The organism is Bacillus pacificus (genome assembly GCF_020861345.1).
Lineage (GTDB): Bacteria > Bacillota > Bacilli > Bacillales > Bacillaceae_G > Bacillus_A > Bacillus_A pacificus.
Window position 1 is genome coordinate 246,383 of record NZ_CP086328.1, and the last position, 25,888, is coordinate 272,270.

Below are 25,888 nucleotides of genomic sequence, written 5' to 3' on the forward strand. Positions count from 1 at the left end.
AAAGAGTGAGTAAGAGCAAGGATTTTATCGTTGTAAAAGGTGCTAGAGCACATAACTTAAAAAATATTGATGTAACCATTCCGAGAAATCAGCTTGTCGTTGTAACAGGATTGTCTGGTTCGGGGAAATCATCATTAGCATTTGATACGATTTATGCAGAAGGGCAGCGCAGATACGTAGAATCGTTATCTGCGTATGCACGCCAGTTTTTAGGACAAATGGATAAACCGGATGTAGATACGATTGAAGGATTGTCACCAGCAATTTCAATCGATCAAAAAACGACGAGTCGTAATCCGCGTTCAACTGTTGGAACGGTAACGGAGATTTATGATTATTTACGTCTATTATTTGCGCGAATTGGTACGCCAATTTGTCCGAATCATGGCATTGAAATTACATCACAAACAGTAGAGCAGATGGTAGACCGCGTCCTTGAATATCCTGAACGTACGAAATTACAAGTGTTAGCTCCTATCGTTTCTGGCCGTAAAGGTGCACATGTGAAAGTACTTGAAGATATTAAGAAGCAAGGATATGTTCGTGTACGTGTTGATGGTGAAATGCTTGATGTGTCTGAAGATATTGCGTTAGATAAAAATAAGAAGCATTCCATTGAAGTTGTAATAGATCGTATTGTTGTAAAAGAAGGAATCGCAAGCCGTCTTGCGGATTCACTTGAAAGTGCATTAAAGCTTGGCGGGGGACGAGTGTTAATCGATGTTATGGGAGAAGAGGAACTTCTATTTAGTGAGCATCATGCTTGTCCGCATTGTGGTTTTTCAATCGGAGAATTAGAGCCGCGTATGTTCTCATTCAATAGTCCGTTCGGTGCATGTCCTTCTTGTGATGGACTTGGCTCAAAGCTAGAGGTAGATTTAGAACTTGTTATTCCGAACTGGGATTTATCATTAAATGAACATGCGATTGCGCCTTGGGAACCGACAAGTTCACAATATTACCCACAGCTTTTACAATCTGTATGTAATCACTACGGCGTTGATATGGATGTGCCTGTGAAAGATATACCGAAAGATTTATTTGATAAAGTGTTGTACGGAAGCGGTGAAGAGAAAGTTTATTTCCGCTATGTAAATGAATTTGGTCAAGTAAAGGAAAATGAGATTTTATTTGAAGGTGTTATTCCAAATATTGAACGTCGTTATCGCGAAACGAGTTCTGATTACATTCGTGAGCAAATGGAAAAGTATATGGCAGAACAAGCTTGTCCGAAGTGTAAAGGTGGACGTTTAAAACCTGAGAGTTTAGCTGTTTTCGTTGGCGGAAAAACGATTGCTGATGTAACGAAATATTCTGTTCAAGAAGTACAGGAATTCTTCTCAAGTGTGGAGCTAACAGAGAAACAACAAAAAATTGCTCATTTAATTTTAAGAGAAATTCAGGAGCGCGTTGGGTTCTTAGTGAACGTCGGTTTAGATTATTTAACGTTAAGTCGTGCCGCAGGAACTTTATCAGGTGGTGAGGCGCAACGTATTCGTTTAGCGACACAAATTGGTTCTCGTCTTACTGGCGTACTTTACATTCTTGATGAGCCTTCTATCGGTTTGCATCAGCGCGATAACGATCGTCTTATTCGTACATTGCAAGAAATGCGTGATTTAGGTAATACGTTAATTGTTGTTGAGCATGATGAAGATACGATGATGGCAGCTGATTATTTACTTGATATCGGGCCTGGCGCAGGTATTCACGGTGGACAAGTCGTATCAGCAGGTACACCAGCTGAAGTGATGCAAGATGAGAATTCGCTAACAGGGAAGTATTTAAGCGGTAAAGAGTTTATTCCAGTTCCACTTGAAAGACGTAAAGGTGACGGACGAAAAGTGGAAATTGTCGGTGCAAAGGAGAATAACTTAAAGAACGCGAAAATGTCATTCCCGCTTGGTACGTTTGTAGCGGTAACAGGTGTATCTGGATCAGGTAAAAGTACGATGATTAATGAAGTACTATATAAATCGTTAGCGCAAAAGTTATATAAAGCGAAAGCGAAGCCAGGTACGCATAAAGAGATTAAAGGTCTTGAGCATTTAGATAAAGTAATCGATATTGATCAATCACCAATCGGTCGTACACCACGTTCTAACCCTGCGACTTATACAGGTGTGTTCGATGATATTCGTGATGTGTTTGCCCAAACGAATGAAGCGAAAGTGCGCGGATATCAAAAAGGACGTTTCAGCTTTAACGTAAAAGGTGGACGTTGTGAAGCGTGCCGTGGTGATGGAATTATTAAAATCGAAATGCACTTCTTACCAGACGTATACGTTCCGTGTGAAGTTTGTCACGGTAAACGTTACAACCGTGAAACGTTAGAAGTGAAATATAAAGATAAAAACATTTCTGAAGTGTTAGGGATGACGATTGAAGACGGGGTAGAGTTCTTCGCTAATATCCCAAAAATTAAGCGTAAACTTCAAACGCTTGTAGATGTAGGGCTTGGTTATATGAAATTAGGACAACCAGCTACGACGTTATCTGGTGGTGAAGCACAGCGTGTGAAATTAGCTTCTGAATTACACCGTCGTTCTACAGGTCGTACATTATACATTTTAGATGAGCCAACGACTGGTTTACATGCGCATGATATCGCACGTCTGCTAGAAGTGTTGCAACGTCTTGTTGAGAGCGGTGAGACGGTACTTGTAATTGAACATAATTTAGATGTAATTAAAACAGCGGATTATATCGTTGACCTTGGACCAGAGGGCGGAGACAAAGGTGGACAAATCGTTGCTTCCGGAACGCCAGAGCAAGTAGTGAAAGAAGAGCGCTCGTATACAGGTAAGTATTTAAAAGAGATTTTAGATCGTGATAAAGCAAGAATGAAAGAGAGAATAAAAGAAGTAGAGTTATCACAATAAGTTTAGTAATAAAAACCGAGTTGAAATGACGCTCGGTTTTTATTGTATAGGGGGAGAAGATGGGGTTTTAAGAAATTTATAAGGTATCAAAATGGAATTGTAATGGAGGGGGATTATGTCAATTAATCATAAATCACTTGCCCAATTTATTGTAGAAGCGAAAAGAAGGACATATGCATCTCAGGGAGATGACGCATCGGTTCAGGCGTTATTAAACGGATCGAAACAACTTGAGTACAGTAGCGGTGATTATTTTTATCGAGATATTTATTTTGGTTCAGCTTTTTTTATTGGACAAGAAACTGTAGAGTTTGAGAATCGTCCCATTTGGTCAATGGTCTATTCAGGTGGTGTCACTAACCCAAACTCAGATTGGGATATCATGGGTCCAATTTATAACTTTCTTCGCCAAGCATTAAGGTCAGTTGATACGAATTCTATCTATCGTGGTCCAAATTACTATAAATTAGGTACATATATTTTCAAGAATGAGTATGAAGGCACTCTTGATTGTTTTCAAGGTAAAGAAATTATTCTCATAGGTGATGAAAAGGTGTATGAATTGAAATATAGCGGTGGAATAGTACGATAATTATTTTAATAGAACCACAATGTGAAAAGAGAAAAAGAAATACTTAAAGGGGAAAGAAGCAGAAAACGCGTTTCATAATGAATTGAAAAAGGAGTGCTACATCTTCTATCAACACTGTAATGATGTACTATTAATAAAAGATGCAAGTGTATTAAGTATGGATGATATATTACGTGAAACAGATGATATGTATAAAGGCGATATTTACATTGTAGATAAAGATTTCACTTAGACCTTTGTGAAAATTCATGAACATAGGTGGTGTGGTCCCTATTTCACAAAGAGATGTTGGTAGGTATACAAGCGTGAAGAGTAGAATAAGTTGATATAAGTGTTTGCTGATACTTGCGTTTATTATCTATTAGCGTATGATGAAAGATATATGTTTAAAAGGATGTGTAAGAAAATGAGATGGATTGTATCACTTCTTGTAAATAGTGTTGTGTTAATCGCTGTATCGGGACTTTTAAAAGGGATTGCACCAGACGCGTTTTACGTAGCAAATATACAAACTGCAATTATTGCGAGTATTATTTTGGCTGTTTTAAATGTGTTCGTAAAACCGTTTTTAATTTTAATTACGCTACCAATTACTGTTGTAACTTTCGGTTTCTTCTTAATTGTTATTAATGCGATTACGTTAAAAATAGCAGATTCATTATTAGGAGACGCATTTAATATATCAGGTTTCGGTGTAGCGATTGTTGCGGCAATTTGTATTTCAATTTTTAATATGATTATTGAAAAGGCAATTGTGGAACCTTTATATGAAAAAAAGAGAAAATGACAAAAAGAAAAACATTTCATGATATGTATGAAATGTTTTTTTCTATTTATTAGAAACCGTATTTCTTGTTTCCAGAAAAAAATGGTACAATATCCGGTAGAATGGAATTTTACATCAAATGAGACTGAACCCGCAGCGGAGTGGAGGTTTATACATATGCCGAAAGTAAGGACAAAAGATTTAATTGAACAATTTCAATTGGAGTTAATAAGTGGTGAAGAAGGAATTCATCGTCCGATTGATACAAGTGATTTATCACGACCTGGTATTGAAATGGCAGGATTTTTTACATATTATCCAGCTGATCGCGTGCAGCTTCTTGGAAAGACGGAGCTGACGTTCTTTGACACGTTAACGTCAGAGCAAAAACAAGAGAGAATGAAAGCGCTTTGTACTGAGGAGACGCCATGTATTATTGTAACTCGTAATCAAGATGTACCAGATGAGTTGCTGCAAGCATCGCGTGAATCAGGCATGCCTTTATTACGCTCTTCTCAAACGACAACGAGATTATCAAGTCGTTTAACAAATTATTTAGAAGGTAAGTTAGCACCAACAACAGCTGTACACGGTGTGTTAGTTGATATTTACGGCGTTGGTGTTTTAATTACAGGACAAAGTGGTGTCGGTAAAAGTGAGACAGCTCTTGAGCTTGTGAAACGTGGTCATCGCCTTGTTGCGGATGATAGTGTAGAAATTCGCCAAGAAGATGAAGACATGTTAGTTGGAAGCTCGCCAGATTTAATTGAGCATTTATTAGAAATTCGTGGTCTAGGCATTATTAACGTTATGACGTTATTCGGTGCAGGGGCAGTGCGAAATTATAAGCGTATTACACTTGTTATTAATCTTGAAATTTGGGATCAAAAGAAAAACTATGATCGCTTAGGTCTTGATGAAGAGAAGATGAAGATTATTGATACAGAACTTACGAAGATTACACTTCCAGTTCGTCCTGGTCGAAACTTAGCTGTTATTATTGAAGTGGCAGCGATGAACTTCCGTTTAAAACGTATGGGAGTCAATGCAGCACAGCAGTTCTCAGAACGATTAATGAGTGCGATTGAGTTAGGGAATCAGGAGTAAACATTGGAGAGGGAGGTCATACATATGCTGTTAGGTTCTGTACCACAGCTTGACCGCGTAGCTATCCAACTTGGACCGTTTCCTGTTTATTGGTACGGGATTATTATCGGTACAGGTGTGCTATTAGGTCTTTGGCTAGCAACTCGCGAAGGAGAAAGGCTAGGTATTCCAAAAGATACATTTGTTGACCTTGTATTAATTGCAGTACCGATCGCTATTCTATTTGCGAGAATGTACTATGTTATTTTTGAATGGGAATATTACGCGCAAAACCCGAGTCAAATTATTAATATTCGTCAAGGTGGCTTGGCGATTCATGGTGGCTTAATCGGGGCTGTTATTACAGGGATTCTTTTTGCGAAACGCCGCGGAGTTTCATTCTGGAAGTTGGCGGATATTGCTGCGCCAAGTATTTTACTAGGACAAGCAATTGGCCGATGGGGAAACTTTATGAACCAAGAGGCACATGGTGATGAGGTAACGAGACAGTTTTTAGAAGGCCTTCATTTACCGGATTTCATTATTAATCAAATGTATATTGATGGTGTTTACTATCACCCGACGTTTTTATATGAATCATTATGGAATTTTGCAGGGGTAATTTTACTACTTGCATTACGAAAAGTGAATTTACGCCGCGGAGAATTATTCTTCACATATTTAATTTGGTATTCAATAGGGCGCTTCTTCGTAGAAGGGTTACGTACAGATAGTTTAATGCTAGGGCCACTTCGTATTGCACAAGTAATGTCAATTGGACTTGTTGTTATTTCTGTTATTTTCATTATTGTGAGACGAAAAATGGGGCAAGCTGATAAAAGATATTTAGAAAATTAGAGAAAAGTAGCATCTTATTATAAGATGCTGCTTCTTTCATATTCAGGAAAGAGAAAGGACTAAGGCAATGAAAATAAATACAGTGTTATTTGATTTAGATGGAACGTTAATTAATACAAATGAACTTATTATTTCTTCTTTTTTACATACTTTACATACATATTATCCAAATCAATATAAGCGTGAAGATGTATTGCCATTTATCGGTCCATCTTTACATGATACTTTCAGCAAGATTGATGAAAGTAAGGTTGAAGAGTTAATTACAAGCTATCGTCAATTTAACCATGATCATCATGATGAATTAGTAGAAGAATATGAAACTGTATATGAAACAGTTCAAGAGTTGAAGAAGCAAGGTTATAAGGTTGGTATTGTTACAACGAAAGCGAGACAAACCGTTGAAATGGGATTAAAGTTTTCAAAGCTTGATGAGTTTTTTGATGTTGTTGTGACAATTGATGATGTCGAGCATGTGAAACCACATCCAGAGCCACTTCAAAAAGCGCTTCAGTTATTAGATGCGAAACCGGAAGAAGCATTGATGGTTGGGGATAATCATCATGATATTGTTGGCGGACAAAATGCGGGTACGAAAACAGCTGCGGTTTCATGGACGTTGAAAGGTAGAGCGTATTTAGAGGCTTACAAGCCAGACTTTATGCTAGATAAAATGAGTGATTTATTGCCGATTTTGTCCGACATGAATCGTTCGTAAAGATAAGTAGAGGAGCGAGTGAAGTGCGACGGACAACGCGCTATCCTGTTTCAGGAGAGAATTCATTATGGAATGTGTATAAAACAGTATCTTTTTGGAAGGTAATGAAAAACTTTATGATTATCCAAATTGCACGTTATACACCTTTTTTATCGGTCAAGAATTGGTTATACCGCACATTTTTGCGGATGAAAGTAGGAAAGAAAACATCGTTTGCGCTTATGGTAATGCCAGACATTATGTTCCCGGAAAAGATAACTGTGGGAGAAAATTCGATTATAGGCTATAATACAACGCTTTTAGCACATGAATATTTAATTCGAGAATATCGACTTGGAGAGATTGTTATAGGAAATGAAGTGATGATTGGAGCGAATACGACTATATTACCAGGTGTGAAAATTGGAGATGGTGCGATTGTTTCAGCTGGTACACTCGTTCATAAAGATGTACCAAGCGGTGCTTTCGTAGGTGGAAATCCAATGCGTGTTATTTATACAAAAGAAGAAATGGATGCTAGAGAAGGTTGATGCTAAAAATGTAACATTTCTCTTCTTTTTTAATGAATAAAAAGGAAATAATTGAGTATAATATACTGTTTTGTTTTTTACGGAATCGTTTATACTTATAGATAGAAGAATGTGTGAACGAAGAAAACAAAAAACTGGAGGATATATGGGGAAAAATCAAAGAATATATAAGGAGAACGGACAAGTTATCTCTTTTAATCAATTAGCGGACTTCTTTTATAAAAAAGGGATGAGGGCTTACAAAGGACAAAAATTGCAAGATGCAATTAAATATTTTCGAAGAGCGGCACAAAGTGAGAAGGAGCCGTTTATTTTATGTCAATTAGCAACAGTATTATCTGAGGCTGGTGAATATCAAGAGTCGAATCAAACCTTCTTTAAGCTTGTTAGATCTAATCCAGAACTTGAACAGTGTTATTATTTTATTGCAAATAATTATGCATATATGGGGCTATTTCAGCAGGCGAAGAAGTATGCGGATCGCTATTTAGAAGTTGCAGAAGAGAAGGAATTTGTTGAAGATACATTAGAATTACTTGAAATTATGGAAGAAGAAGCGATGGGTGCGGAAGAGATTGAGGATGAAGATGATTTAATTGTTATGCAGGAAGAAGCCAATCGTTATATTCGTAACGGACAATTGGAAGAAGCAATTGCTACATTAGAAATTGTTACGAAAGATTATCCGGAATTTTGGTCGGGGCATAATAATTTAGCCATTGCGCATTTTCAATCTGGTAATGTAGATAAGGCGCTGAAATTAACGGAAATGATTTTAGAGAAAAATCCTGGTAATATACATGCGCTTTGTAATACACTTATTTTTCTATATTCAATTGGAGAGCATAAACAGGTAGAGGCGTTAGCTGCTCAGTTAGTTTCGGTATATCCGATTTCGTTTGAACATCGTTTGAAACTTGGGACGACACTTGCAACAATTGGTCATTTCGAGCCTGCATATAAATGGTTCAAATTATTAAAGCGTCAAGGATACGAAGGAGACGTTAGTTTTTATTATTGGTTTGCATATTCTGCGTATATGGTAAAAGATCAGCAAGTAGCTGAAAAAATGTGGCAACATGTTGTAGAATTGCACCCTGATAAAAAGGGAAAAGAACCGTGGAATGCATTGAATTTAGCGGATGAAGGACAAAACGTGTTATTTGAAGAATTACGAAAATCATTTCAGCAAAGTGCGACGCTAGAGGAACAAATGCTAGCTTTATATTTAATGAATGAATTATCAACGCCAGAGAAGGTTGGATTCTTCTTTGATGTAACGCAGGCGAAGAATGGTGTTCCGATCGTATCGCAACTTGCAAAGTATTTCTTTTTACTGAATAGCCATAAGAGTATTCCGGCTGATTTACAGCAATTTGAACAGTGCGCGCGAATCGCGGATGCTTTATACAATTATACGAAAAAAGATGATGAATTAATCGAAGAGTGTTTACAATTTTGGTTTTGTACGTTCATACGTTTATATACATCTGGGGCAGTTTTTACAAATGTATACGGCTGGTCAGCTGCGGTTGAATATATTGTACGCAGTGAACAAGGAAATAAGATGACACAGTCGGAGCTCGGAGATGTGTATAATGTATCTGTAGCGACTGTTCGAAAGTATGTGCAAGCTGTTAAGCGTACGCACACATAGATAAGCAAATCATTGGGAAAAAAATGATGCGAACAGTATAATGAGGGTAACTTAATTGTGTAGGAATGGATAGGAGTGAATAGTGTGTCGGAAGAAAAAATTTATGATGTCATTATTATTGGTGCAGGACCAGCTGGTATGACAGCTGCAGTATATACATCTCGTGCGAATTTAAGCACATTAATGCTTGAGCGTGGTATTCCAGGCGGACAAATGGCAAATACAGAAGATGTAGAAAACTACCCAGGTTATGAGTCTATTTTAGGACCAGACTTATCAAATAAAATGTTCGAGCATGCGAAGAAATTTGGTGCTGAATATGCATACGGTGATGTGAAAGAAGTCATCGATGGTAAAGAATACAAAACAATTATTGCTGGCAAAAAAGAATATAAAGCACGTGCAATTATCGTTGCAAGTGGTGCAGAGTATAAAAAAATTGGTGTACCAGGTGAAACAGAACTTGGCGGCCGCGGTGTATCATATTGTGCGGTATGTGATGGTGCATTCTTTAAAGGTAAAGAACTTGTAGTTATTGGCGGCGGAGATTCTGCTGTTGAAGAGGGTGTGTTCTTAACACGCTTTGCATCAAAAGTAACGATCGTTCACCGTCGTGACACGCTTCGTGCACAGAAAATTTTACAAGATCGTGCTTTCCAAAACGAAAAAGTAGACTTCATTTGGAACCACACGATAAAAGAAATTAACGAAGCAAATGGTAAAGTAGGAAGTGTAACACTTGTAGATGTAAACAGTGGAGAAGAGAAAGAAGTCAAAACTGACGGCGTATTCGTATACATCGGTATGTTACCACTATCAAAACCATTTGTTGAACTAGGTATTACAAATGAAAATGGTTACCTTGAAACAAACGAGCGTATGGAAACGAAAGTTCCTGGTATTTTCGCAGCAGGTGATGTTCGTGAAAAAATGCTACGTCAAATTGTAACTGCAACAGGTGATGGTAGTATCGCAGCACAAAGTGCACAACATTACGTAGAAGAATTATTAGAAGAACTAAAAACTGTATCAGAAAAATAAGGGATAATATACCTTTTGAGAAGAAAGCTACCGATAGGAGCTTTCTTCTTTTTTTTGTGTGAAAATGTCAAAGTTTTGTCAAAAAATATTGAGATTATAAGCTTTCTTATTGATATACTGGACTTTACGGAAAAAATCACTATAAGAAATGAGGAATTTATTCAGTATGGAATGGCGTAATATATATCGTGGATTTTGTATGGGCGTTAGTGATTTAATTCCTGGTGTGAGCGGCGGTACAATCGCTGTTGTGTTAGGGATTTATGAACAATTGCTTGCGGCAATTAGCGGATTCTTTAGTCGTGAATGGAAAAAACATTTAGGATTTTTAATTCCACTTGCAGCTGGTGTGGCAGCAGCGTTTTTAACGTTAAGTCACGTTATTAAATATTTACTTGCAAATCATTATGAACCGACTCAATTTTTCTTCCTCGGTTTAATTATTAGTATATTACCGATGTTAATGAGAGAAGCTGATGCAAAGTCGTCGTTTAAAGGTAAGCACATTGTTTTATTAATAGTTGCAGCAATTCTTGTTGCGATTACAGCTTTCTTTAAACCAGATAAGACAGCAGATCCAATTACGACGTTAACAATTTTAAATGCAATTGGTTTATTTTTCGCAGGATGGATGGCTAGTATGGCGATGTTACTTCCTGGAATTAGCGGATCGTTTATTTTATTAATTATTGGTGTGTATCCGACAGCAATTAATGCTTTAACTACACTCAACTTACCTTTAATCGCAGTTATTGGTGCTGGCGTTATGGTAGGGTTCGTTGTAAGTAGTAAAGGAATTAGTTTCTTATTAGATCGATATAAAAGTATGACATTTGCGGCAATTATTGGACTAGTTATCGGTTCGATTGTAATTGTTTTCCCTGGTATTCCAACTGGAGGATTTTCAATTATAAGTTCAATTATTACCTTTATTTTAGGATTTGCGATTGTTACTTATTTCGGTAAGAAGTAAGGGCTGGAGTCCCCTTGGCGATAAAAGTCGTTAAGGGGATTTTTCATGCTATTCACTGAAAGTCCAGGCATTTACATTGCTTGTTATAAAAAGCTTTTTTAAAATTGTTGAGTAGCAGTGCTTAGCGAAAGGGGGACTGGCTCCTTCGTTGTAGCAAACTGTTTTTGATAGTATAATGAAATGAGTATGCAGTGAGAAATTTGCTGCAAGTAGCTGAGGTGAAGAAACATGCAAAGAGTGACAAACTGTGTGTTAATTAGAGATAATGAAGTACTCTTACTCCAAAAACCTCGCCGGAATTGGTGGGTTGCACCAGGCGGGAAAATGGAGCGTGGTGAGACTGTAAGAGATTCCGTTGTTCGCGAGTATCGTGAAGAAACAGGTATTTATTTAAAGAACCCAGCGTTAAAGGGGGTCTTCACCTTTGTCATCCAAGAAGGTGATAAAGTTGTTTCTGAATGGATGATGTTCTCCTTTTTAGCGACAGATTTTGCAGGAGAAAACAAACTAGAGAGCGAAGAAGGCATCATTGGTTGGCATACATTTGATAAAATTGATGATTTAGCAATGGCACCAGGAGATTATCACATTATTGATTATTTAATTAAAGGAAATGGCATAATCTACGGTACATTTGTATATACCCCAGATTTTGAGTTGCTTTCATATCGATTAGATCCGAGTTAAACCGTCAAGGAGAGGATACGATGACAGAGAATAATGATATAAAAATGGTAATTATTACAGGAATGTCTGGAGCTGGAAAGACAGTAGCTTTACAAAGTTTTGAAGATTTAGGATATTTCTGTGTGGATAATTTACCACCGATGTTATTGCCGAAGTTTATTGAGCTTATGGCGGATTCAAAAGGAAAAATGAATAAAGTAGCACTTGGTATTGATTTACGTGGCCGAGAGTTTTTCGAACATTTATGGGAAGCGCTTGATGATTTATCAGAACGTACATGGATTATTCCTCATATTTTATTCTTAGATGCGAAAGATAGCACGCTTGTAACTCGTTATAAAGAAACGAGACGCTCGCATCCACTTGCACCAACTGGTCTGCCGTTAAAGGGAATCGAAGCAGAGCGTAATTTATTAACAGATATGAAGGCACGCGCGAATATTGTGCTTGATACATCGGATTTAAAACCGAAAGAATTACGTGAAAAAATTGTTCACCTATTTTCAACTGAAACTGAGCAAGCATTTCGTGTAAATGTTATGTCATTTGGATTTAAGTACGGTATTCCAATTGATGCAGATTTAGTATTTGATGTTCGTTTTTTACCAAATCCATATTACATTCCACATATGAAGCCATTAACAGGACTAGATGAAGAAGTTTCATCGTATGTGCTGAAATTTAATGAGACGCATAAGTTTTTAGAGAAATTGACTGATCTTATCACTTTCATGCTGCCTCATTATAAAAGAGAAGGCAAGAGTCAACTTGTAATTGCAATTGGATGTACAGGTGGACAGCATCGTTCTGTTACGCTTACAGAATACCTTGGGAAACATCTGAAACCAGAGTATAGCGTTCATGTATCTCATCGTGATGTGGAGAAGAGAAAGGGTCATTAAGGGATGAAAAAAGAGAGAAAGCCTAAAATTGTTATCATGGGAGGCGGAACGGGACTTTCTGTTTTATTACGAGGATTAAAACAATATCCGGTTGATATTACAGCAGTTGTTACAATCGCTGATGATGGTGGCAGTTCAGGTAGATTACGTGATGAGCTAGAAATTCCACCCCCAGGTGACATTCGTAACGTACTTGTTGCGTTATCAGATGTAGAACCACTGGTGGAAGCTTTATTTCAGCATCGTTTTACAACGGGAGATGGGCTGAAAGGTCATGCGTTAGGAAATTTATTATTGGCAGGTATGACCTCGATTACAGGAGACTTCTTCCACGCTATTACAGAAACGAGTAAAGTTTTAAATGTTAGAGGACGTGTATTACCAGCAGCGAATCAAAGTGCAGTACTGCATGCGGAACTAGAAGATGGAGAAATTGTAACAGGTGAGTCAAAGATTCCTTATTTCGGAAAGAAGATTAACCGTGTCTTTTTAACTCCAGAAGATGTAGAACCGTTACATGAAACGTTGACTGAAATTAAACGAGCTGATTTACTTGTTTTCGGTCCAGGAAGTTTGTATACGAGTATATTACCGAATTTAGTTGTTAACAAAATTGGGGACGCTGTTCTTGCTGCAAAAGCGAAGAAGGTATATGTGTGTAATGTTATGACGCAAGCTGGTGAAACGATGGGATATACTGCGTTTGACCATGTGCAGGCGTTACATGATCATTTAGGTGAACCATTTATCGATACTGCAATTGTAAATAACCGTGATATTCCTTGTGAATTACGTCAGTTATATGAGGAAGAAATGTCGGCGCCAGTTGTAGTAGATGAAGAGCGTTTTACTGAAAATAATATTAATGTGATTCAAGATCAATTAGCGAAGTATGATGACCGTGTTGTAAGACACGATACATTAAAATTAGCTTCTATTTTATATTCACTGTTGTAGATGTGCGTTGCCTCGTTTGAGGTAACGCTCCTCATTTCATATAGGACAAGATTTTTGTTCCACAATAATCGTATAAGGAGGTGTTGACTGTGTCATTTGCATCAGAAACAAAGAAAGAATTGACGAATCTGGAGATGAAGGAATGCTGTGAGAAAGCAGAATTATCAGCGTTACTTCGCATGAACGGATCGCTTTCTTTTTCAAATCGTCGTCTATCAATCGATATTCAAACGGAAAATGCGGCAATTGCAAGAAGAATTTATACGCTTTTGAAAAAAGGATATGACGTGACGGTAGAATTACTTGTTCGTAAAAAAATGCGATTGAAGAAAAACAATGTATATATCGTAAGGCTTGTTGAGAAGTCGCGCGAAATATTAGCTGATCTTCATATCGTTCGAGACGACTTTTCATTTATTCGAAATATATCACAAGAATTAATTGAGAAGAAATGTTGTAAACGATCGTATTTACGCGGTGCATTTTTAGCAGGTGGTTCAGTAAATAACCCAGAAACATCATCTTATCATTTAGAGATCTTTTCGTTATATAAGGAACATAATGATGCTATATGTGAACTGATGAACGGATTTGATTTAAATAGTAAGACGTTGGAAAGAAGAAAAGGGTACATTACGTATTTGAAAGAAGCAGAAAAGATTACAGAGTTTTTAAATATTATAGGTGCTCATAATGCACTTTTAAGATTTGAAGACATTCGAATCGTACGTGATATGCGTAATTCTGTAAATCGCTTAGTGAACTGCGAAACAGCTAATTTAAATAAAACAATTGGTGCAGCGCTAAGGCAGATTGAAAATATCCGTTATATTGATGAGACGGTTGGTCTTGATATATTGCCGGATAAACTACGAGAAATTGCGCAACTACGAAGAGATTATCAAGATGTAACATTGAAAGAGTTAGGTGAGATGGTATCCGGGGGGAAAATTAGTAAATCGGGTATTAATCATCGTTTGCGTAAAATCGATGATATTGCAGAGAAATTACGCGCGGGGGAAACGGTAGCAAAAAAATAAGAGGTTAAAGGGGAAATGGAGCTGTGGTTCAAAAAAGAGTTCAGGTTTCATTAAAAAACGGTTTACAAGCACGTCCGGCTGCGTTGTTTGTACAAGAGGCCAATCGCTTTCATGCAGATATCTTCATCGAGAAAGATGGAAAGACAGTAAATGCAAAGAGCATAATGGGGATTATGAGCTTAGCAATTGGAACTGGTAGCATGATAACAATTACAACAGAAGGTTCAGATGCAGAAGAGGCTTTAGAGGCGTTAGCTGCATATGTACAATAAGAAGCTATCGCGCATGTGCGATAGCTTTTTTGTTGTTTGGGGCTTGTTGGTGGGGGTATGTGGGGTGTGCGTACTTGTCGAGAATTGTCGGTAAGTCGATAAGTTGTGTCGAAACGTCGATATATTAAAATAATCGCCGATATAATTGGAGTTACGGTCGATATATTTGAAAAATCGCCGATATATTTCGGTTGATACTAGGTGGGGTATGTGGGCGGAGAACAGCATATAAAAAAAGCGCCCTGTTATAGGGCGCTTCTGCTTTTAATCTATCCAGCTCCAGCGGCTAGAATCTCCGGTTGTTTCGCTTTTACATTCGAGGCAAAAAACGCCTCGGATGTAAAAGCTCCAACACCCTGCGATTCTGAACGAGCCGCTTCCGCTTTTAGTTATTAACGATTTGTAAAGATCTTATCGATTAAACCGTATTCTAAAGCTTTTTCTGCTGTCATGAAGTTGTCGCGGTCTGTGTCGCGTTGTAGTACTTCAAGTGGTTGACCTGTGCGGTCAGCAAGAATTTGGTTTAGTTTTTCACGTAAGAATAGGATACGTTTAGCAGCGATTTCGATTTCAGTCGCTTGACCTTGTGCTCCACCAAGTGGTTGGTGAATCATTACTTCACTGTTTGGAAGTGCATAACGTTTTCCTTTTTCACCTGCTGCAAGTAAGAATGCACCCATAGATGCAGCCATACCGATACAGATTGTTGATACTTGCGGTTTAATAAACTGCATTGTATCGTAAATTGCCATACCTGCTGTGATAGAACCACCAGGGCTGTTGATGTAGATGTGAATATCTTTTTCTGGATCTTGAGATTCCAAGAATAAAAGCTGGGAAACGATTGAGTTAGCTACGTTGTCATCAATTGCGCTACCAAGCATAATGATGCGGTCTTTTAATAGTCGAGAGTAAATATCGTAAGCGCGTTCTCCACGATTTGTTTGTTCAATTACTGTAGGAATTAAATTCATCTGTTATTTCCTCCTTATAAAGCTTTCTTAGTCTTATAATACAATTATGGTCAATAAAGGTCAAACGAAACCACTTTAAATCAAAAAAATATGTAGTTGTACCATGAAATATTCGCTATGTTTTTGAAATTCCCTGCTTATGTATCTTCAACATCATAACCGAATTACATAAATTTAAACGTTATAAAAACTGTAGAAAAAAAGAAAAGAACGCCTTTTGACTGAAGCGTTCTTGCGATATCTATTCTTTTAAAAGATAGGTTACTTTATTTAAAATCTTTTCGATTTGTTTCGCGTTTTTACTATACATTTCGCTCGCTGATTTCGACTTTGTTTCTAGGGAAAATAGTTCGAGATCAGCATGACATTTTTTTAATGATGCTAATAATAAAGGTTTGTTTTGAGGAGAAGGCATTTGTAGTTTGTCATTATAAATGTCGATAGTCAGTTGTCCGTATGAATCAACTTGACCGAGAAAGACATTTTCGATAACAACACCGAGCTTTTCTAGTTCAGCATGTAGCCAAGCGCGGTTATGTCCACTTGCGGATAGCGGTTCATCTAAGACATTGCCATCCATAATAACAGTTTGTGGTTCTTTTTCGTTCGGCACTTTTAAACCGATGTCTTTTGCTGTGAGTGGTTGGCGATCTTTCTTTAATAATACATTTAATTCTCCGCTCGGTTCTAATACAGCAAATTCAACATCAGCTACGCTGAAAGCATCTTTTCCACGGAGAAGTTCCAGTAATTCGTCACTTGTATATTTTTCTTTCTTTAAATTATCTTCGAGTATCTTTCCATCTTTTATTAATACAGTAGATTTCCCTTCAAAGAAGTCCCGAGCTGTTTTGTTCTTTAAAGAAAGGATTCCTGTTAAAAAAGGTACCACAGCGAAAATGAGTATCGCAAAGACGCCGTGAAAAAATTTTGAATCGAGCCCTGTAGATACTTGGGCAGCGATGTCACCGATTGTCATTCCGGCTATGTATTCAAAAAAGGAGAGCTGAGAGATTTGTCTTTTCCCTAACCATTTCGTAATAGCGAATAAAATAATTAATATGAATACAGAGCGAAGAATGACAAGTGTCCATTCCGGCAGGTGAGACATAGTCATTTCCTCCAGTCTACTTAAAACCCTTTATATTGAGGTTCTTCACGTTCTAATACTGAAACTCTATTTTGTAAATCAGCGATGATGCTGTCCATTTCTAACATACATTCATGAAATACACGTTTTGATTCTGCGTCCTGTGAATGTAGTGAAAGGGAGCTTAAACTTGCTTGAGCGCCCCTTACACTAGCAAGGCAGGTTTTGACGCTAGCGATAACTGTCATACGAACACCTTATCCTTTCGGTTTGAATAGCAATGCTCCGATGAAGCCGAAAATGATAGCTGCGGATACACCGGCGCTTGTTACTTTAAACATGCCGGTAATAACGCCAACGATGCCATGTTTTGCGGCTTCTTCCATTGCGCCGTGAACGAGGGCATTACCAAAGCTTGTAATAGGTACGGTTGCCCCAGCTCCAGCGAAGTCAATTAATGGTTCATACAAATTGAATCCATCTAATATAGCTCCAGCAACAACGAGTGTTGCCATTGTATGAGCGGGTGTTAGCTTGCCGACATCAAACATAAGTTGGCCGATTACACATATGAGTCCGCCAATGACGAAAGCCCAGAAAAAAATCATTGCGTTGCACCTCCGAATTCAATTGAAACGGCGTGAGCGATGCACGGAATCGTTTCTTCTTGTTGGAATGTAAGTGGAGATAGTAAAGCGCCTGTCGCAACGACAAGTATTTTTTTGAACTCTCCTCTTTTCATTCGGTTTAATAAATGACCGTACACGACTGTTGCGGAACATCCTGGTCCGCTAGCCCCAGCTATGACAGGTTGCCCTTCTCTATAAATGAGTAGCCCGCAATCTTGAAACTGTTCGCTCGTTACTTTCGTTCCGTGTTTATGTAGTAAGTCATAAGCAATTTCACGTCCTACATGCCCGAGGTCACCGGTTACGATTAAATCGTAGTAAGAGGCGTCAATTTGACGTTCGCGTAAGTGAGCTTCAATTGTATCGACGGCGGCTGGAGCCATTGCGCCTCCCATATTAAACGGATCTGTTAATCCCATATCAACCACTTTTCCGATTGTTGCGGATGTTATCCTAGGACCATGTCCAGTATCGCTTAAAATAGCGGCTCCTGCTCCAGTTACTGTCCACTGTGCGGTAGGTGGCTTTTGTCCACCATATTCGGTAGGGTAGCGGAACTGTTTTTCTACAGCGGTGTTATGGCTTGATGCCCCGGTTAATAAATATTTTGCGCCTTTTGCATTTACGATACTCGCCCCAAGTGCTAAACCTTCCATAGAAGTAGAACAAGCGCCGAATAGTCCGAGATAAGGAGTGCCCAGTGTACGGCAAGCAAAGCTTGTAGGGGTAATTTGATTAATTAAATCTCCTGCGAGTACAAATTGGATATCATCTTTACGAAGTTCTGCTTTTTCAGTGGCGCGGCTACAAGCTTCTTCGAACAAAATTTTATGTGCTTTTTCATAGGAATCTTGTCCGAGCCATAAATCTTCATGAAGGATATCGAAGTCTTCGGGGATTTTTCCTTTTGCTTCAAACGGCCCGCCGACGACGCCTGTCGAAATAATAACTGGTTTGTTTTCAAATACCCACGTTCGGTGTCCTTGTAACATTTATAGCCCTCCCCATTGAACGAGAATCGTTTTAATAAGTGCGATGACGAAAGCTGAAAATACACCAAATAAAATAACGGAGCCGGCTAATTTAAACATGTTAGCTCCAACACCAAGGACAAATCCCTCTGTTCGGTGTTCGATGCATGCTGCGATAACAGAGTTACCAAATCCAGTGACAGGTACAGCTGTTCCAGCACCTGCAAATTGACCGAGACGATCATATACACCGAATCCAGTTAGTAACATCGAGATGAAAATAAGAGTTGCTACTGTTGGATTCCCTGCTGAGCGTTCAGTGAAATCGAAATACGTAATATAAAAAGTAGAAATGAGTTGCCCAATTAGGCAAATGAAACCACCAACGAAAAAGGCTTTTATACAGTTTTTTAAGACAGGACGCTTCGGTTCGCGTTCTTGCTCGAATTTTTTATATTCCTGTTGTACAGGGGTTAAGTTTTTATCTTTACTAGACATTTAAATCCTTCCTTTTCTATTCGAAAGCGTTAAGTGTTAGATTCCATTTCTGATCCGATAAGTTTTAACTGTTTTTTGATTTCATCTTTAGATATTTCTTTTTTCTTGATTCTGTTTTCAAGCTTTTCGAGTAACATAAAGATTTTTTTATCGGTGCTAACACGAACATCGAAAGTGGGATATTCGTCACTTAGTTGCTTTTGAAGTTTCTTGCGTAAAGGTTTTAACCCAAATCGTTCATGATGCTCAGGCTTAACTGCTATGTAGAGATCTAAATTTGAATTCACAGCTGCGCTCTTTATAATTTCATCCATAGCGAGAGCTCTTTTCTTCGCTCCCTGTGATATAGATTGATTAAAGGATTCCGTACTCGTCTTTGTTAATTTGGGACCTTTCTCTTTCTCTGTTCGTTTTGCTTCTTCTTTTTTTACCTTTTTATCTAATGGGCTGTGATCACAACCGGTAAAAGAACTAAATAGAAGTATAAATAACGCGGTAATGAGTCCGATCTTTCGCATAATCATCATTCCATTTCTATTGCAATATGTAATGTGATAGAAAAAGGATGACTGCATATCACCCTTTTTCTATTTCACAGCAAGACTGATTCGTTATTGCTGTGAGTATTGTGGTTCTTCTTGTTGGACTTCTTCAACACGTGGGTTTAAAGAATCGATAATTGTTTGTGTTTGCTGCGCAGCTGTTTGGAAAAGTTGCTTAGCTTGTTGGTTATCCGTATCAAGAGCGAATCCCTCTAAGCTAGCTTGTGCACTTTTTAATCCAGAAACAGTTTGCTTTAATTTCGTAATTACAGTCATTGAATGAAGCCCCCTTTGGAATATCAATTCAAAGATTATAATTTGTGAGTTGGAGTGAATTTATGATTGGAAAATTTAGGGGTGGAGCTTCTGGGAAGAGGGACGAGTGTATAGAATGAAGGTAATTTCATAGGAAGGATAGAAGGTAAGGAATTTAATACCAATATAAATTTCTTTATTTAGCATGGTATATCCGTTTATAATGGGCACTTATGGAATTTTAATACGGAGGTTGTACATGAATACTTTATTTTTGTTAATGACGATAGTAGGATTTATTGTTTTTCCAATCCTGTCTGTTGTTTTTATTTTGTCATTTTTTATGAAACGATTAAGACCATACAAGAAAAAAATTATCGGTGCTATGGCAATAGGGTTTCTTATGTTAATCGTCGGAGCTGTTAATTACGAACCTAGCCCGGAGGCAAAGGCTCAAGCGGCGAAACAAGCTGAGGAAGCGAAAAAAGAGAAAGAAGCAAAAGCGAAAGAACAAGCTGAAAAAGAAGAGAAGAAAAAGGCTGAGCAACAAGCTGAAAAAGAAAAGAAAGCTGAAGAAAAAGCGCAGAAGGAAGCGGAAGAAGAGAAAAAGAAGAAAGATAAAGAAGAGGCTGAGCGCTTAAAAGCACAAGAAGCTGAGAAGAAAAAAGTAGAAGAAGAACAGCGTAAGGCGCAAGAAGCGGAAAAGAAAAAGGTAGAAGAAGACCAACGTAAAGCACAAGAAGCGGAATTAACGACGTTGCCTTTCGAGGAATTTTTAAATAAATATTATGCGTTAAGCGCAGATGAAAATAGTAAGTTTTATGATGAAAATATTCATAAAAAAGTGTTTACATGGAGCGGTTATGTAGCGGATGTATTTGGTTCTAAAGTTGTAGTGAATACGAAACCAATCGTTAAACAGTGGGGCGAGTTTACTGGTGAGGAACAAGCACATACGTTTATTGCGAGTTTTGATAATAAAAAAGAGTTAGCTAATGTTAAACCAGGGGATAAGATTACAGTGTCTGGTTCTGTGGAGAGCCGCGGGGCATATATGCCAGAGAAAGAGCTGTACTCTTATTGGAAAATGTATAAAGGAAAGTTAATTAAGTAGCGAAAGGAGGAGCGGGTTCGCTCCTTTTTTAATGGTTGAATTTATGTGGATTCTAAATTGAAAAACTCGTCAGAGGACGTGCATGGCAATCTGTACATCCTCTGACGAGTTTTGATGTTACTTCAATAGTTTACTTAGGATCGGAATTAACTCTGAAACGTAGTCTGTGTTGTGCCACAGAATGATACCGATTACTGTCGCAACAACACATTTTACAGTACCGCTACCTTCAATTGAATAACTTTTGTCCGTTTCTTCTTTGGATCCATCTACCTTTGTTACCGTCGTTTTGTTATTCTTTGTAAATTTAAAAATGTCCATGTATGTACCTCGCTTAACGTATTCTATTCACCCGTCTTATTTTTTGGATGTATACTTCTATATAAAAAAAAACGTGGGACTCCTTTTTTTTTTTGCTAAGTTTTTAATGGACACTTTCAAAATGTTGGTGTTGTTCCTACAAGCACTTGACTTAGTTTTACAGGGATGTTCTTTTCTACTTCAGAGGAATAAAGTGAAACTTTATTCAGTGGGAGTTTTCTTCATCTTCCCACCTTAGTTCTTTGCTTTAGCTGAATTTTGAGATGGGTCTTACTGCTCGGCGAATAGTGAGATAAATAGTTAAGAGAGTTTTTTATTTGTGTGGAGCGTGATTCCTTCTATATAATGTGTATCAGATATTTTTATTGATTTGGCTGGGTTTTATTGCTATTATTATGAGAAGAAAATAAGCAGGTATTTACTTGTTATATTTCACTTCTATTAGAGGTTTTTCGCAAGAAATTAAATGTGGAAAAGCGGAATAGAAGAAGGCTTAAAACCTTGATAATAAACGGTTTATAAAATTTTATCATGCGCCCATAGCTCAGTCGGATAGAGCGGTGGTTTCCGGTACCACGTCTGCCGGGGGTTCGAATCCCTCTGGGTGCGTTACTTATCGTTAAAGTCTTGCTATATCTACATTCTTTTAAGAAAAAATTTGGATAACCGTCATACATTTAGCGTTGCTATGACACGTTCTATTCCAAAAAGGAAAGAATTATGGTATTAAGTAAGCGGCACTCAACAGCGTGAAGAACGTGTTGAAAATTAATAGTAAAACTAGGGAAACCCCTTGTATGTGATTAGAAATAATCGTGTACAGGGGGTTTTTTCGTTATGAAAAGAATTAAAAGACGTGCCGTTGGAAAGCGTCGTGACGTTGATACGGATATTATCCTATATAAGCCGTCTATCACTGTTAATAGGGCTTTAGAACGTGTAATGGACATTTATGTAGCTGAAGGGTACAGAGAACGGACTATAAGCGATTATAGAATGTTTTGGGCGGAGTTTATTAAGATAATTGACCGCCAGCTAATTACAGATGTTACGAAAGAGGACATAAGGAAGTACGTGAATCAGCTGCTAAAAGAAAGAAAGTTATCGCCTGTGACAGTTAATATTCGCTTATCTGCTATTAGGGCAATTTTTAATCGTTTGGAAAAAGAAACGGTTATAGAAAATAATCCCGTGTTGGGTGTTAGAAAGTTAAAGGTAGATGAACAAAAAATTTATACTTTGACCGACAATCAAATAAAACGTCTATTTGCGATGATTGATAAGACTTCTTATGCGGGTTATAGAGATTATGTAGCTATGCTGGTAATGCTTAAATGCGGCTTGCGTATCAACGAAGTCAATGCATTAGAAATCAATGATGTTGACTTTGATAATGGCGTTATTTTATTGCCTGGCAGAAAAAATAAGAACCGAAAAAGTAGGGTAATTCCAATGTCTAAAAAGGTTCAAAATGAATTGGCCCAGCTAGTAACAGAAACAGGAGAGTATTTTGAAGGGTTGGGAATGGCTGTATTCGTTAATTCGTTTGGTGAACCTTTGAAATACGACCATATACGTAAAAGAATGAATTACTACGGGAAACAAGCGGGTTTAACTAAAGAATGTAGGTGTTCACCACATAGTTTACGCCATACTTTTGCCGTTAACTTTTTAAAGAATGGTGGAGATATAAGGACGTTAAGTCTTATTTTGGGTCATAGTGATTTATCGACTACACAAGTGTATTTAAGTTATTCAGATACTCACGTAGTTGAACAGTATATGAAGGCTAGTGATAATGACAATTTAGAAGTTTAAAAAAGAAAAAAGCCACCTATTCGCAGTAGGTGACTCAAAATAATTCAGCTTAAAACTAAATAACGGATATTCCGTACATTCAGCACTTGTATTATACCATTTTTGAAAAATGGATAGCAAGGGGCGTAGTTTCTCATTGCCTTTTTTAGATGATTAGAAACTTTTGTGTGCGGTAATTCCGAACGTGGAATTGCCTGTAAACCACGTTAAAAACTGATTGGCTGGCGTATGGTCGTGCAGCGGGTTCTAGTCAAGCCCGTCTAAGATACGCAACTCATAGTGTATACCTGTTCATATGCTATGAGAGGGCGAGAACTTGCCTAGACGTTTAGTCTAAAAGGTTCGGGTGGTTATCGTTAGCATTACGGTGCTAGGGAATACATTCAGTTTGTTGTGTAGGGACGATATTACAAGGACAAGCCATAGAAAAAGGATGTATGCGATGAAAATCGCTGAGTGAATAGGGCTACGCATACGGACACTGCATAACGCAAGCCATGTATAGTACTTATCCTTTCTAGCTTTCTTAGTTATTTTTAACTTTGAAAAACTAGGGGATAACTATGCTATCAGCCGTTTCTGCAATCCCCGCTTCACCATGTCAAAGGGCGTTCAAAACCGTCAAGTGATTTATTCCACTATCCACGGCTAGAGGGCAATTAAAGCATTTACCACTAACTAAGATAGAGGGGAATAAGGATTAAACGATGTATAGATTAAGAACTATTAGCCAAAATGAGAGGAAGAGAACCAAAAAAAGAATTATAGGAATATTTTACATAGAAACACTTGTTTGTCAGAAAGAAATTTGAGATAATATAGAAGGTTCATTCAACCATCAACCGCTTTTAAAGTGGTCACCATTTGCATGAATTATAAAGGGATTTTTTAATTTATATCGAAAATGCTGTACAAATAGGTGGTGGTTGTATATGTTCAAGTTCTTCTATAAGAAGGATTCAGATACAACAGAAATATCTTTTCATGTTAATTTTGAAGTGATTATTTCTGCTGTAGTAGGGTCTGGTGCAACTTTTGAATTTATTAAACAACTGTTAATGAACATATAGCAACTTGAAAAAGGAATGTGGAGATAATCCATGTTCCTTTTTCTATTTTTAAATACGATTAGCAGTACAAATTTCCCCCTAAATTTTTCAGTATGTACAGATAGTCCGAAATAGGAAAACTGATATAAGAAGTACACCTGTAGGTTAAAAAATAACCTGGCAGCTTAGGAGATAATGGATGGTAGAATGAGGTGACAATGTTTAAAGGGGAGAAAGTATTATGGTTGTTGTTAGGGTATATCGTTCATTAAAAGAAGACACACTAGGCTATTTTCAGTATAAAGGCGAATGCGTTCAAGCTATGGTTAATGAGGGATTTCCTGTAGTATCAAGTGTAATTGTAGTTGATGCATGGGAACTTCAATTTAAGCAATTGGAGGATATTGAAGTTTATCAATCAATTGCTAGAAGATACAAAGAAAAGGGATTAACTAGCACTGTAGCAGTTGCAGCAGCGTTAGATGAAGAAATGAAACTGATTCATAATACTAGGGTACAAAATATATTAAAACGCGATTAATAATGTAAGGGTCAAGTAAAAGATATTAATGTTAATATTCTTTACTAAGTTAAATGTTTTAACACAGATACAGAGGACTGAAAGGGAAACGTTAAAATGCGTACTACAGGAAGTAGGTCTGAAATCAATTGTAACAAAAATGTAACAAAGTGCCTTGAACCCTACAGCCCCAACGGTTTTAGCGTTTTGTGTAAGGTGGGGGTGAGAAATAGGCGTAGTACAAACGCTGCTTTTAACGCCCTATATACTAAAGAAAAAGAAAAAGTAACCAAAAAGAAATTAAAGATTAAAAGATATACGTAAGTCACTAACGTTCCTTACGTCGTTACTCATTTCGCTAACGCTACATGAGATAACGGCCTAAAAGATTATAGCTATAAATAATATCTATAGATTCTTAAAAAGAGTTCGTTGAATGAACGTAGTGAATGAAACGACCGAATGCGTTAGCAATTCGGAATAAGGTTTTAATGTTTTTATTGTTTTAATCTTTAATGGAGAAGTCTGTCTATATGCTATCGCAGCATAGAGGATAGAATAATAAATTATAAAATACAATTAGGAAAAACCGCTAAGGTATAAGCGGGATTGCCTATTGTCCATGTCATAGCTTGAAGTGTATACCTGTTAGTATTGTAATTCATGTGTAATCTGTTTTGAGGTGTTATTAGTGGTTTTGTATCCACTAGTAGCACCTCTTTTTTTTATATCTATTAACTAGTAAATGATAAAGAAATTGTAGTACAAAACCTTGTTCTAACGCTATTAAAGATAAGAAAGGCTATCAATTGAATAGTTAAAGTAAGAGGGAGGTTACATACATGAAGAACAATAGCCACTTGTTAAAATTCATGACCGGGGAAGTTATTTCTGGGATTGCTAGGCTGTATGGCTTATCACATCAAGATATGGCGTTACCTTTACGTTGTACACGTATAAATGTCCAGTATCACATTAGAAACAATTCTTTTGCACCATATCAGAAGGCGTTAATTCTAGAGTTGTTCCAGTCTAGAGGTTTAGAAGAAGCAGAACTATTATTTTATCATCAACTAGTTTCACTGAAGAAAGAAAAACAATCCGTTTAGCGGCCCTAGAAGGCTTATAGATGGCTTTAAAATATAT

At 37.4% G+C, this 25,888-nt stretch carries 29 protein-coding genes, 1 tRNA gene and 1 pseudogene; 22 read left to right on the forward strand and 9 right to left on the reverse strand.

Annotated elements, in window-relative coordinates; all coding sequences use genetic code 11:
* Window positions 1–5 precede the first annotated feature (5 nt).
* The 16 genes and pseudogenes from uvrA to LMD38_RS01180 all read left to right on the forward strand — a co-directional run bounded on the left by uvrA (window position 6) and on the right by LMD38_RS01180 (window position 14,961).
* Window positions 6–2,882 carry an excinuclease ABC subunit UvrA gene (gene uvrA, locus LMD38_RS01105; RefSeq protein ID WP_016718906.1) on the forward strand — a complete coding sequence of 959 codons (2,877 nt, stop codon included), beginning with the start codon at window positions 6–8 and terminating at the stop codon, window positions 2,880–2,882.
* Between the two features lie 115 nt (window positions 2,883–2,997).
* Entirely contained in the window at window positions 2,998–3,474 is a 477-nt protein-coding gene (locus LMD38_RS01110) for a DUF5680 domain-containing protein (RefSeq protein ID WP_061182746.1), read from the forward strand.
* A 28-nt stretch (window positions 3,475–3,502) separates the two neighbouring features.
* A pseudogene (locus LMD38_RS01115) lies at window positions 3,503–3,706 on the forward strand (DUF4275 family protein); the annotation flags it as partial.
* Window positions 3,707–3,880: 174 nt separating this feature from the next.
* Window positions 3,881–4,261, forward strand: coding sequence for a phage holin family protein (locus LMD38_RS01120; protein WP_001267308.1), 381 nt, complete (start codon window positions 3,881–3,883; stop codon window positions 4,259–4,261).
* 156 nt (window positions 4,262–4,417) lie between these two features.
* Window positions 4,418–5,347, forward strand: a complete 930-nt coding sequence (gene hprK, locus LMD38_RS01125; RefSeq protein WP_001127250.1) for an HPr(Ser) kinase/phosphatase — start codon at window positions 4,418–4,420, stop codon at window positions 5,345–5,347.
* Between the two features lie 24 nt (window positions 5,348–5,371).
* Window positions 5,372–6,184 (forward strand): prolipoprotein diacylglyceryl transferase, encoded by an 813-nt coding sequence (gene lgt / locus LMD38_RS01130; protein ID WP_000924231.1) that lies wholly within the window; start codon window positions 5,372–5,374, stop codon window positions 6,182–6,184.
* 67 nt (window positions 6,185–6,251) lie between these two features.
* The gene (gene ppaX / locus LMD38_RS01135; RefSeq protein ID WP_000700954.1) at window positions 6,252–6,902 is read left to right on the forward strand and encodes a pyrophosphatase PpaX; all 651 of its coding nucleotides are present in this window, start codon (window positions 6,252–6,254) and stop codon (window positions 6,900–6,902) included.
* 23 nt (window positions 6,903–6,925) lie between these two features.
* On the forward strand, window positions 6,926–7,432 hold the full coding sequence (locus LMD38_RS01140; protein ID WP_001255081.1) for an acyltransferase: 507 nt from the start codon (window positions 6,926–6,928) through the stop codon (window positions 7,430–7,432).
* A gap of 145 nt (window positions 7,433–7,577) precedes the next feature.
* Window positions 7,578–9,089, forward strand: a complete 1,512-nt coding sequence (locus LMD38_RS01145) for a tetratricopeptide repeat protein (protein ID WP_016718902.1) — start codon at window positions 7,578–7,580, stop codon at window positions 9,087–9,089.
* Between the two features lie 84 nt (window positions 9,090–9,173).
* Entirely contained in the window at window positions 9,174–10,130 is a 957-nt protein-coding gene (gene trxB, locus LMD38_RS01150; protein WP_001288072.1) for a thioredoxin-disulfide reductase, read from the forward strand.
* Window positions 10,131–10,296: 166 nt separating this feature from the next.
* On the forward strand, window positions 10,297–11,103 hold the full coding sequence (locus tag LMD38_RS01155) for a DUF368 domain-containing protein (RefSeq protein WP_000455203.1): 807 nt from the start codon (window positions 10,297–10,299) through the stop codon (window positions 11,101–11,103).
* Between the two features lie 228 nt (window positions 11,104–11,331).
* On the forward strand, window positions 11,332–11,790 hold the full coding sequence (locus tag LMD38_RS01160) for an NUDIX hydrolase (protein WP_001190080.1): 459 nt from the start codon (window positions 11,332–11,334) through the stop codon (window positions 11,788–11,790).
* Between the two features lie 20 nt (window positions 11,791–11,810).
* Window positions 11,811–12,692, forward strand: coding sequence for an RNase adapter RapZ (gene rapZ / locus LMD38_RS01165; RefSeq protein WP_000138457.1), 882 nt, complete (start codon window positions 11,811–11,813; stop codon window positions 12,690–12,692).
* Window positions 12,693–12,695: 3 nt separating this feature from the next.
* Window positions 12,696–13,649: a gluconeogenesis factor YvcK family protein gene (locus LMD38_RS01170; protein ID WP_000712175.1), complete on the forward strand. Its 954-nt coding sequence runs from the start codon at window positions 12,696–12,698 to the stop codon at window positions 13,647–13,649.
* A gap of 89 nt (window positions 13,650–13,738) precedes the next feature.
* On the forward strand, window positions 13,739–14,689 hold the full coding sequence (gene whiA / locus LMD38_RS01175; protein ID WP_000006561.1) for a DNA-binding protein WhiA: 951 nt from the start codon (window positions 13,739–13,741) through the stop codon (window positions 14,687–14,689).
* 23 nt (window positions 14,690–14,712) lie between these two features.
* The gene (locus tag LMD38_RS01180; RefSeq protein WP_000250307.1) at window positions 14,713–14,961 is read left to right on the forward strand and encodes an HPr family phosphocarrier protein; all 249 of its coding nucleotides are present in this window, start codon (window positions 14,713–14,715) and stop codon (window positions 14,959–14,961) included.
* A 392-nt stretch (window positions 14,962–15,353) separates the two neighbouring features.
* On the opposite strand, the gene clpP is transcribed toward LMD38_RS01180, so the two are convergent.
* The 8 genes from clpP to LMD38_RS01220 all read right to left on the reverse strand — a co-directional run bounded on the left by clpP (window position 15,354) and on the right by LMD38_RS01220 (window position 19,941).
* Window positions 15,354–15,935 (reverse strand): ATP-dependent Clp endopeptidase proteolytic subunit ClpP, encoded by a 582-nt coding sequence (gene clpP, locus LMD38_RS01185; RefSeq protein WP_001049162.1) that lies wholly within the window; start codon window positions 15,933–15,935, stop codon window positions 15,354–15,356.
* Between the two features lie 241 nt (window positions 15,936–16,176).
* On the reverse strand, window positions 16,177–17,046 hold the full coding sequence (locus tag LMD38_RS01190) for a DUF421 domain-containing protein (protein WP_000018910.1): 870 nt from the start codon (window positions 17,044–17,046) through the stop codon (window positions 16,177–16,179).
* A 20-nt stretch (window positions 17,047–17,066) separates the two neighbouring features.
* Window positions 17,067–17,273, reverse strand: coding sequence for a DUF1657 domain-containing protein (locus tag LMD38_RS01195; RefSeq protein WP_000215900.1), 207 nt, complete (start codon window positions 17,271–17,273; stop codon window positions 17,067–17,069).
* A gap of 9 nt (window positions 17,274–17,282) precedes the next feature.
* Window positions 17,283–17,633, reverse strand: a complete 351-nt coding sequence (spoVAE, locus tag LMD38_RS01200; RefSeq protein ID WP_000575919.1) for a stage V sporulation protein AE — start codon at window positions 17,631–17,633, stop codon at window positions 17,283–17,285.
* Complete coding sequence (gene spoVAD / locus LMD38_RS01205; RefSeq protein ID WP_073530990.1) at window positions 17,630–18,646, reverse strand: stage V sporulation protein AD; 1,017 nt, start codon at window positions 18,644–18,646, stop codon at window positions 17,630–17,632. The genes spoVAE and spoVAD overlap by 4 nt, the downstream gene beginning before the upstream one ends.
* Window positions 18,647–19,123, reverse strand: coding sequence for a stage V sporulation protein AC (gene spoVAC, locus LMD38_RS01210; protein ID WP_000095406.1), 477 nt, complete (start codon window positions 19,121–19,123; stop codon window positions 18,647–18,649).
* Between the two features lie 29 nt (window positions 19,124–19,152).
* Window positions 19,153–19,641 (reverse strand): YhcN/YlaJ family sporulation lipoprotein, encoded by a 489-nt coding sequence (locus LMD38_RS01215; protein ID WP_001226063.1) that lies wholly within the window; start codon window positions 19,639–19,641, stop codon window positions 19,153–19,155.
* 93 nt (window positions 19,642–19,734) lie between these two features.
* On the reverse strand, window positions 19,735–19,941 hold the full coding sequence (locus LMD38_RS01220) for a DUF1657 domain-containing protein (protein ID WP_000216166.1): 207 nt from the start codon (window positions 19,939–19,941) through the stop codon (window positions 19,735–19,737).
* A gap of 238 nt (window positions 19,942–20,179) precedes the next feature.
* Here LMD38_RS01220 and LMD38_RS01225 point away from each other — a divergent pair, with 238 nt between their 5' ends.
* Complete coding sequence (locus LMD38_RS01225; protein WP_016718897.1) at window positions 20,180–21,034, forward strand: cell division protein ZapC; 855 nt, start codon at window positions 20,180–20,182, stop codon at window positions 21,032–21,034.
* Window positions 21,035–21,151: 117 nt separating this feature from the next.
* On the opposite strand, the gene LMD38_RS01230 is transcribed toward LMD38_RS01225, so the two are convergent.
* Window positions 21,152–21,355 (reverse strand): hypothetical protein, encoded by a 204-nt coding sequence (locus tag LMD38_RS01230; RefSeq protein WP_016718896.1) that lies wholly within the window; start codon window positions 21,353–21,355, stop codon window positions 21,152–21,154.
* A 533-nt stretch (window positions 21,356–21,888) separates the two neighbouring features.
* On the opposite strand from LMD38_RS01230, the gene LMD38_RS01235 reads away from it, so the two are divergent.
* The 5 genes from LMD38_RS01235 to LMD38_RS01255 all read left to right on the forward strand — a co-directional run bounded on the left by LMD38_RS01235 (window position 21,889) and on the right by LMD38_RS01255 (window position 25,851).
* Window positions 21,889–21,964 (forward strand) — tRNA-Arg (locus tag LMD38_RS01235).
* 228 nt (window positions 21,965–22,192) lie between these two features.
* The gene (locus LMD38_RS01240; RefSeq protein ID WP_228920152.1) at window positions 22,193–23,173 is read left to right on the forward strand and encodes a tyrosine-type recombinase/integrase; all 981 of its coding nucleotides are present in this window, start codon (window positions 22,193–22,195) and stop codon (window positions 23,171–23,173) included.
* Window positions 23,174–24,105: 932 nt separating this feature from the next.
* Entirely contained in the window at window positions 24,106–24,243 is a 138-nt protein-coding gene (locus tag LMD38_RS01245) for a hypothetical protein (protein WP_172794968.1), read from the forward strand.
* A gap of 220 nt (window positions 24,244–24,463) precedes the next feature.
* Window positions 24,464–24,763, forward strand: coding sequence for a hypothetical protein (locus tag LMD38_RS01250; protein ID WP_228920154.1), 300 nt, complete (start codon window positions 24,464–24,466; stop codon window positions 24,761–24,763).
* 821 nt (window positions 24,764–25,584) lie between these two features.
* The gene (locus tag LMD38_RS01255) at window positions 25,585–25,851 is read left to right on the forward strand and encodes a hypothetical protein (RefSeq protein WP_061681714.1); all 267 of its coding nucleotides are present in this window, start codon (window positions 25,585–25,587) and stop codon (window positions 25,849–25,851) included.
* The last annotated feature ends 37 nt before the right edge of the window (window positions 25,852–25,888 follow it).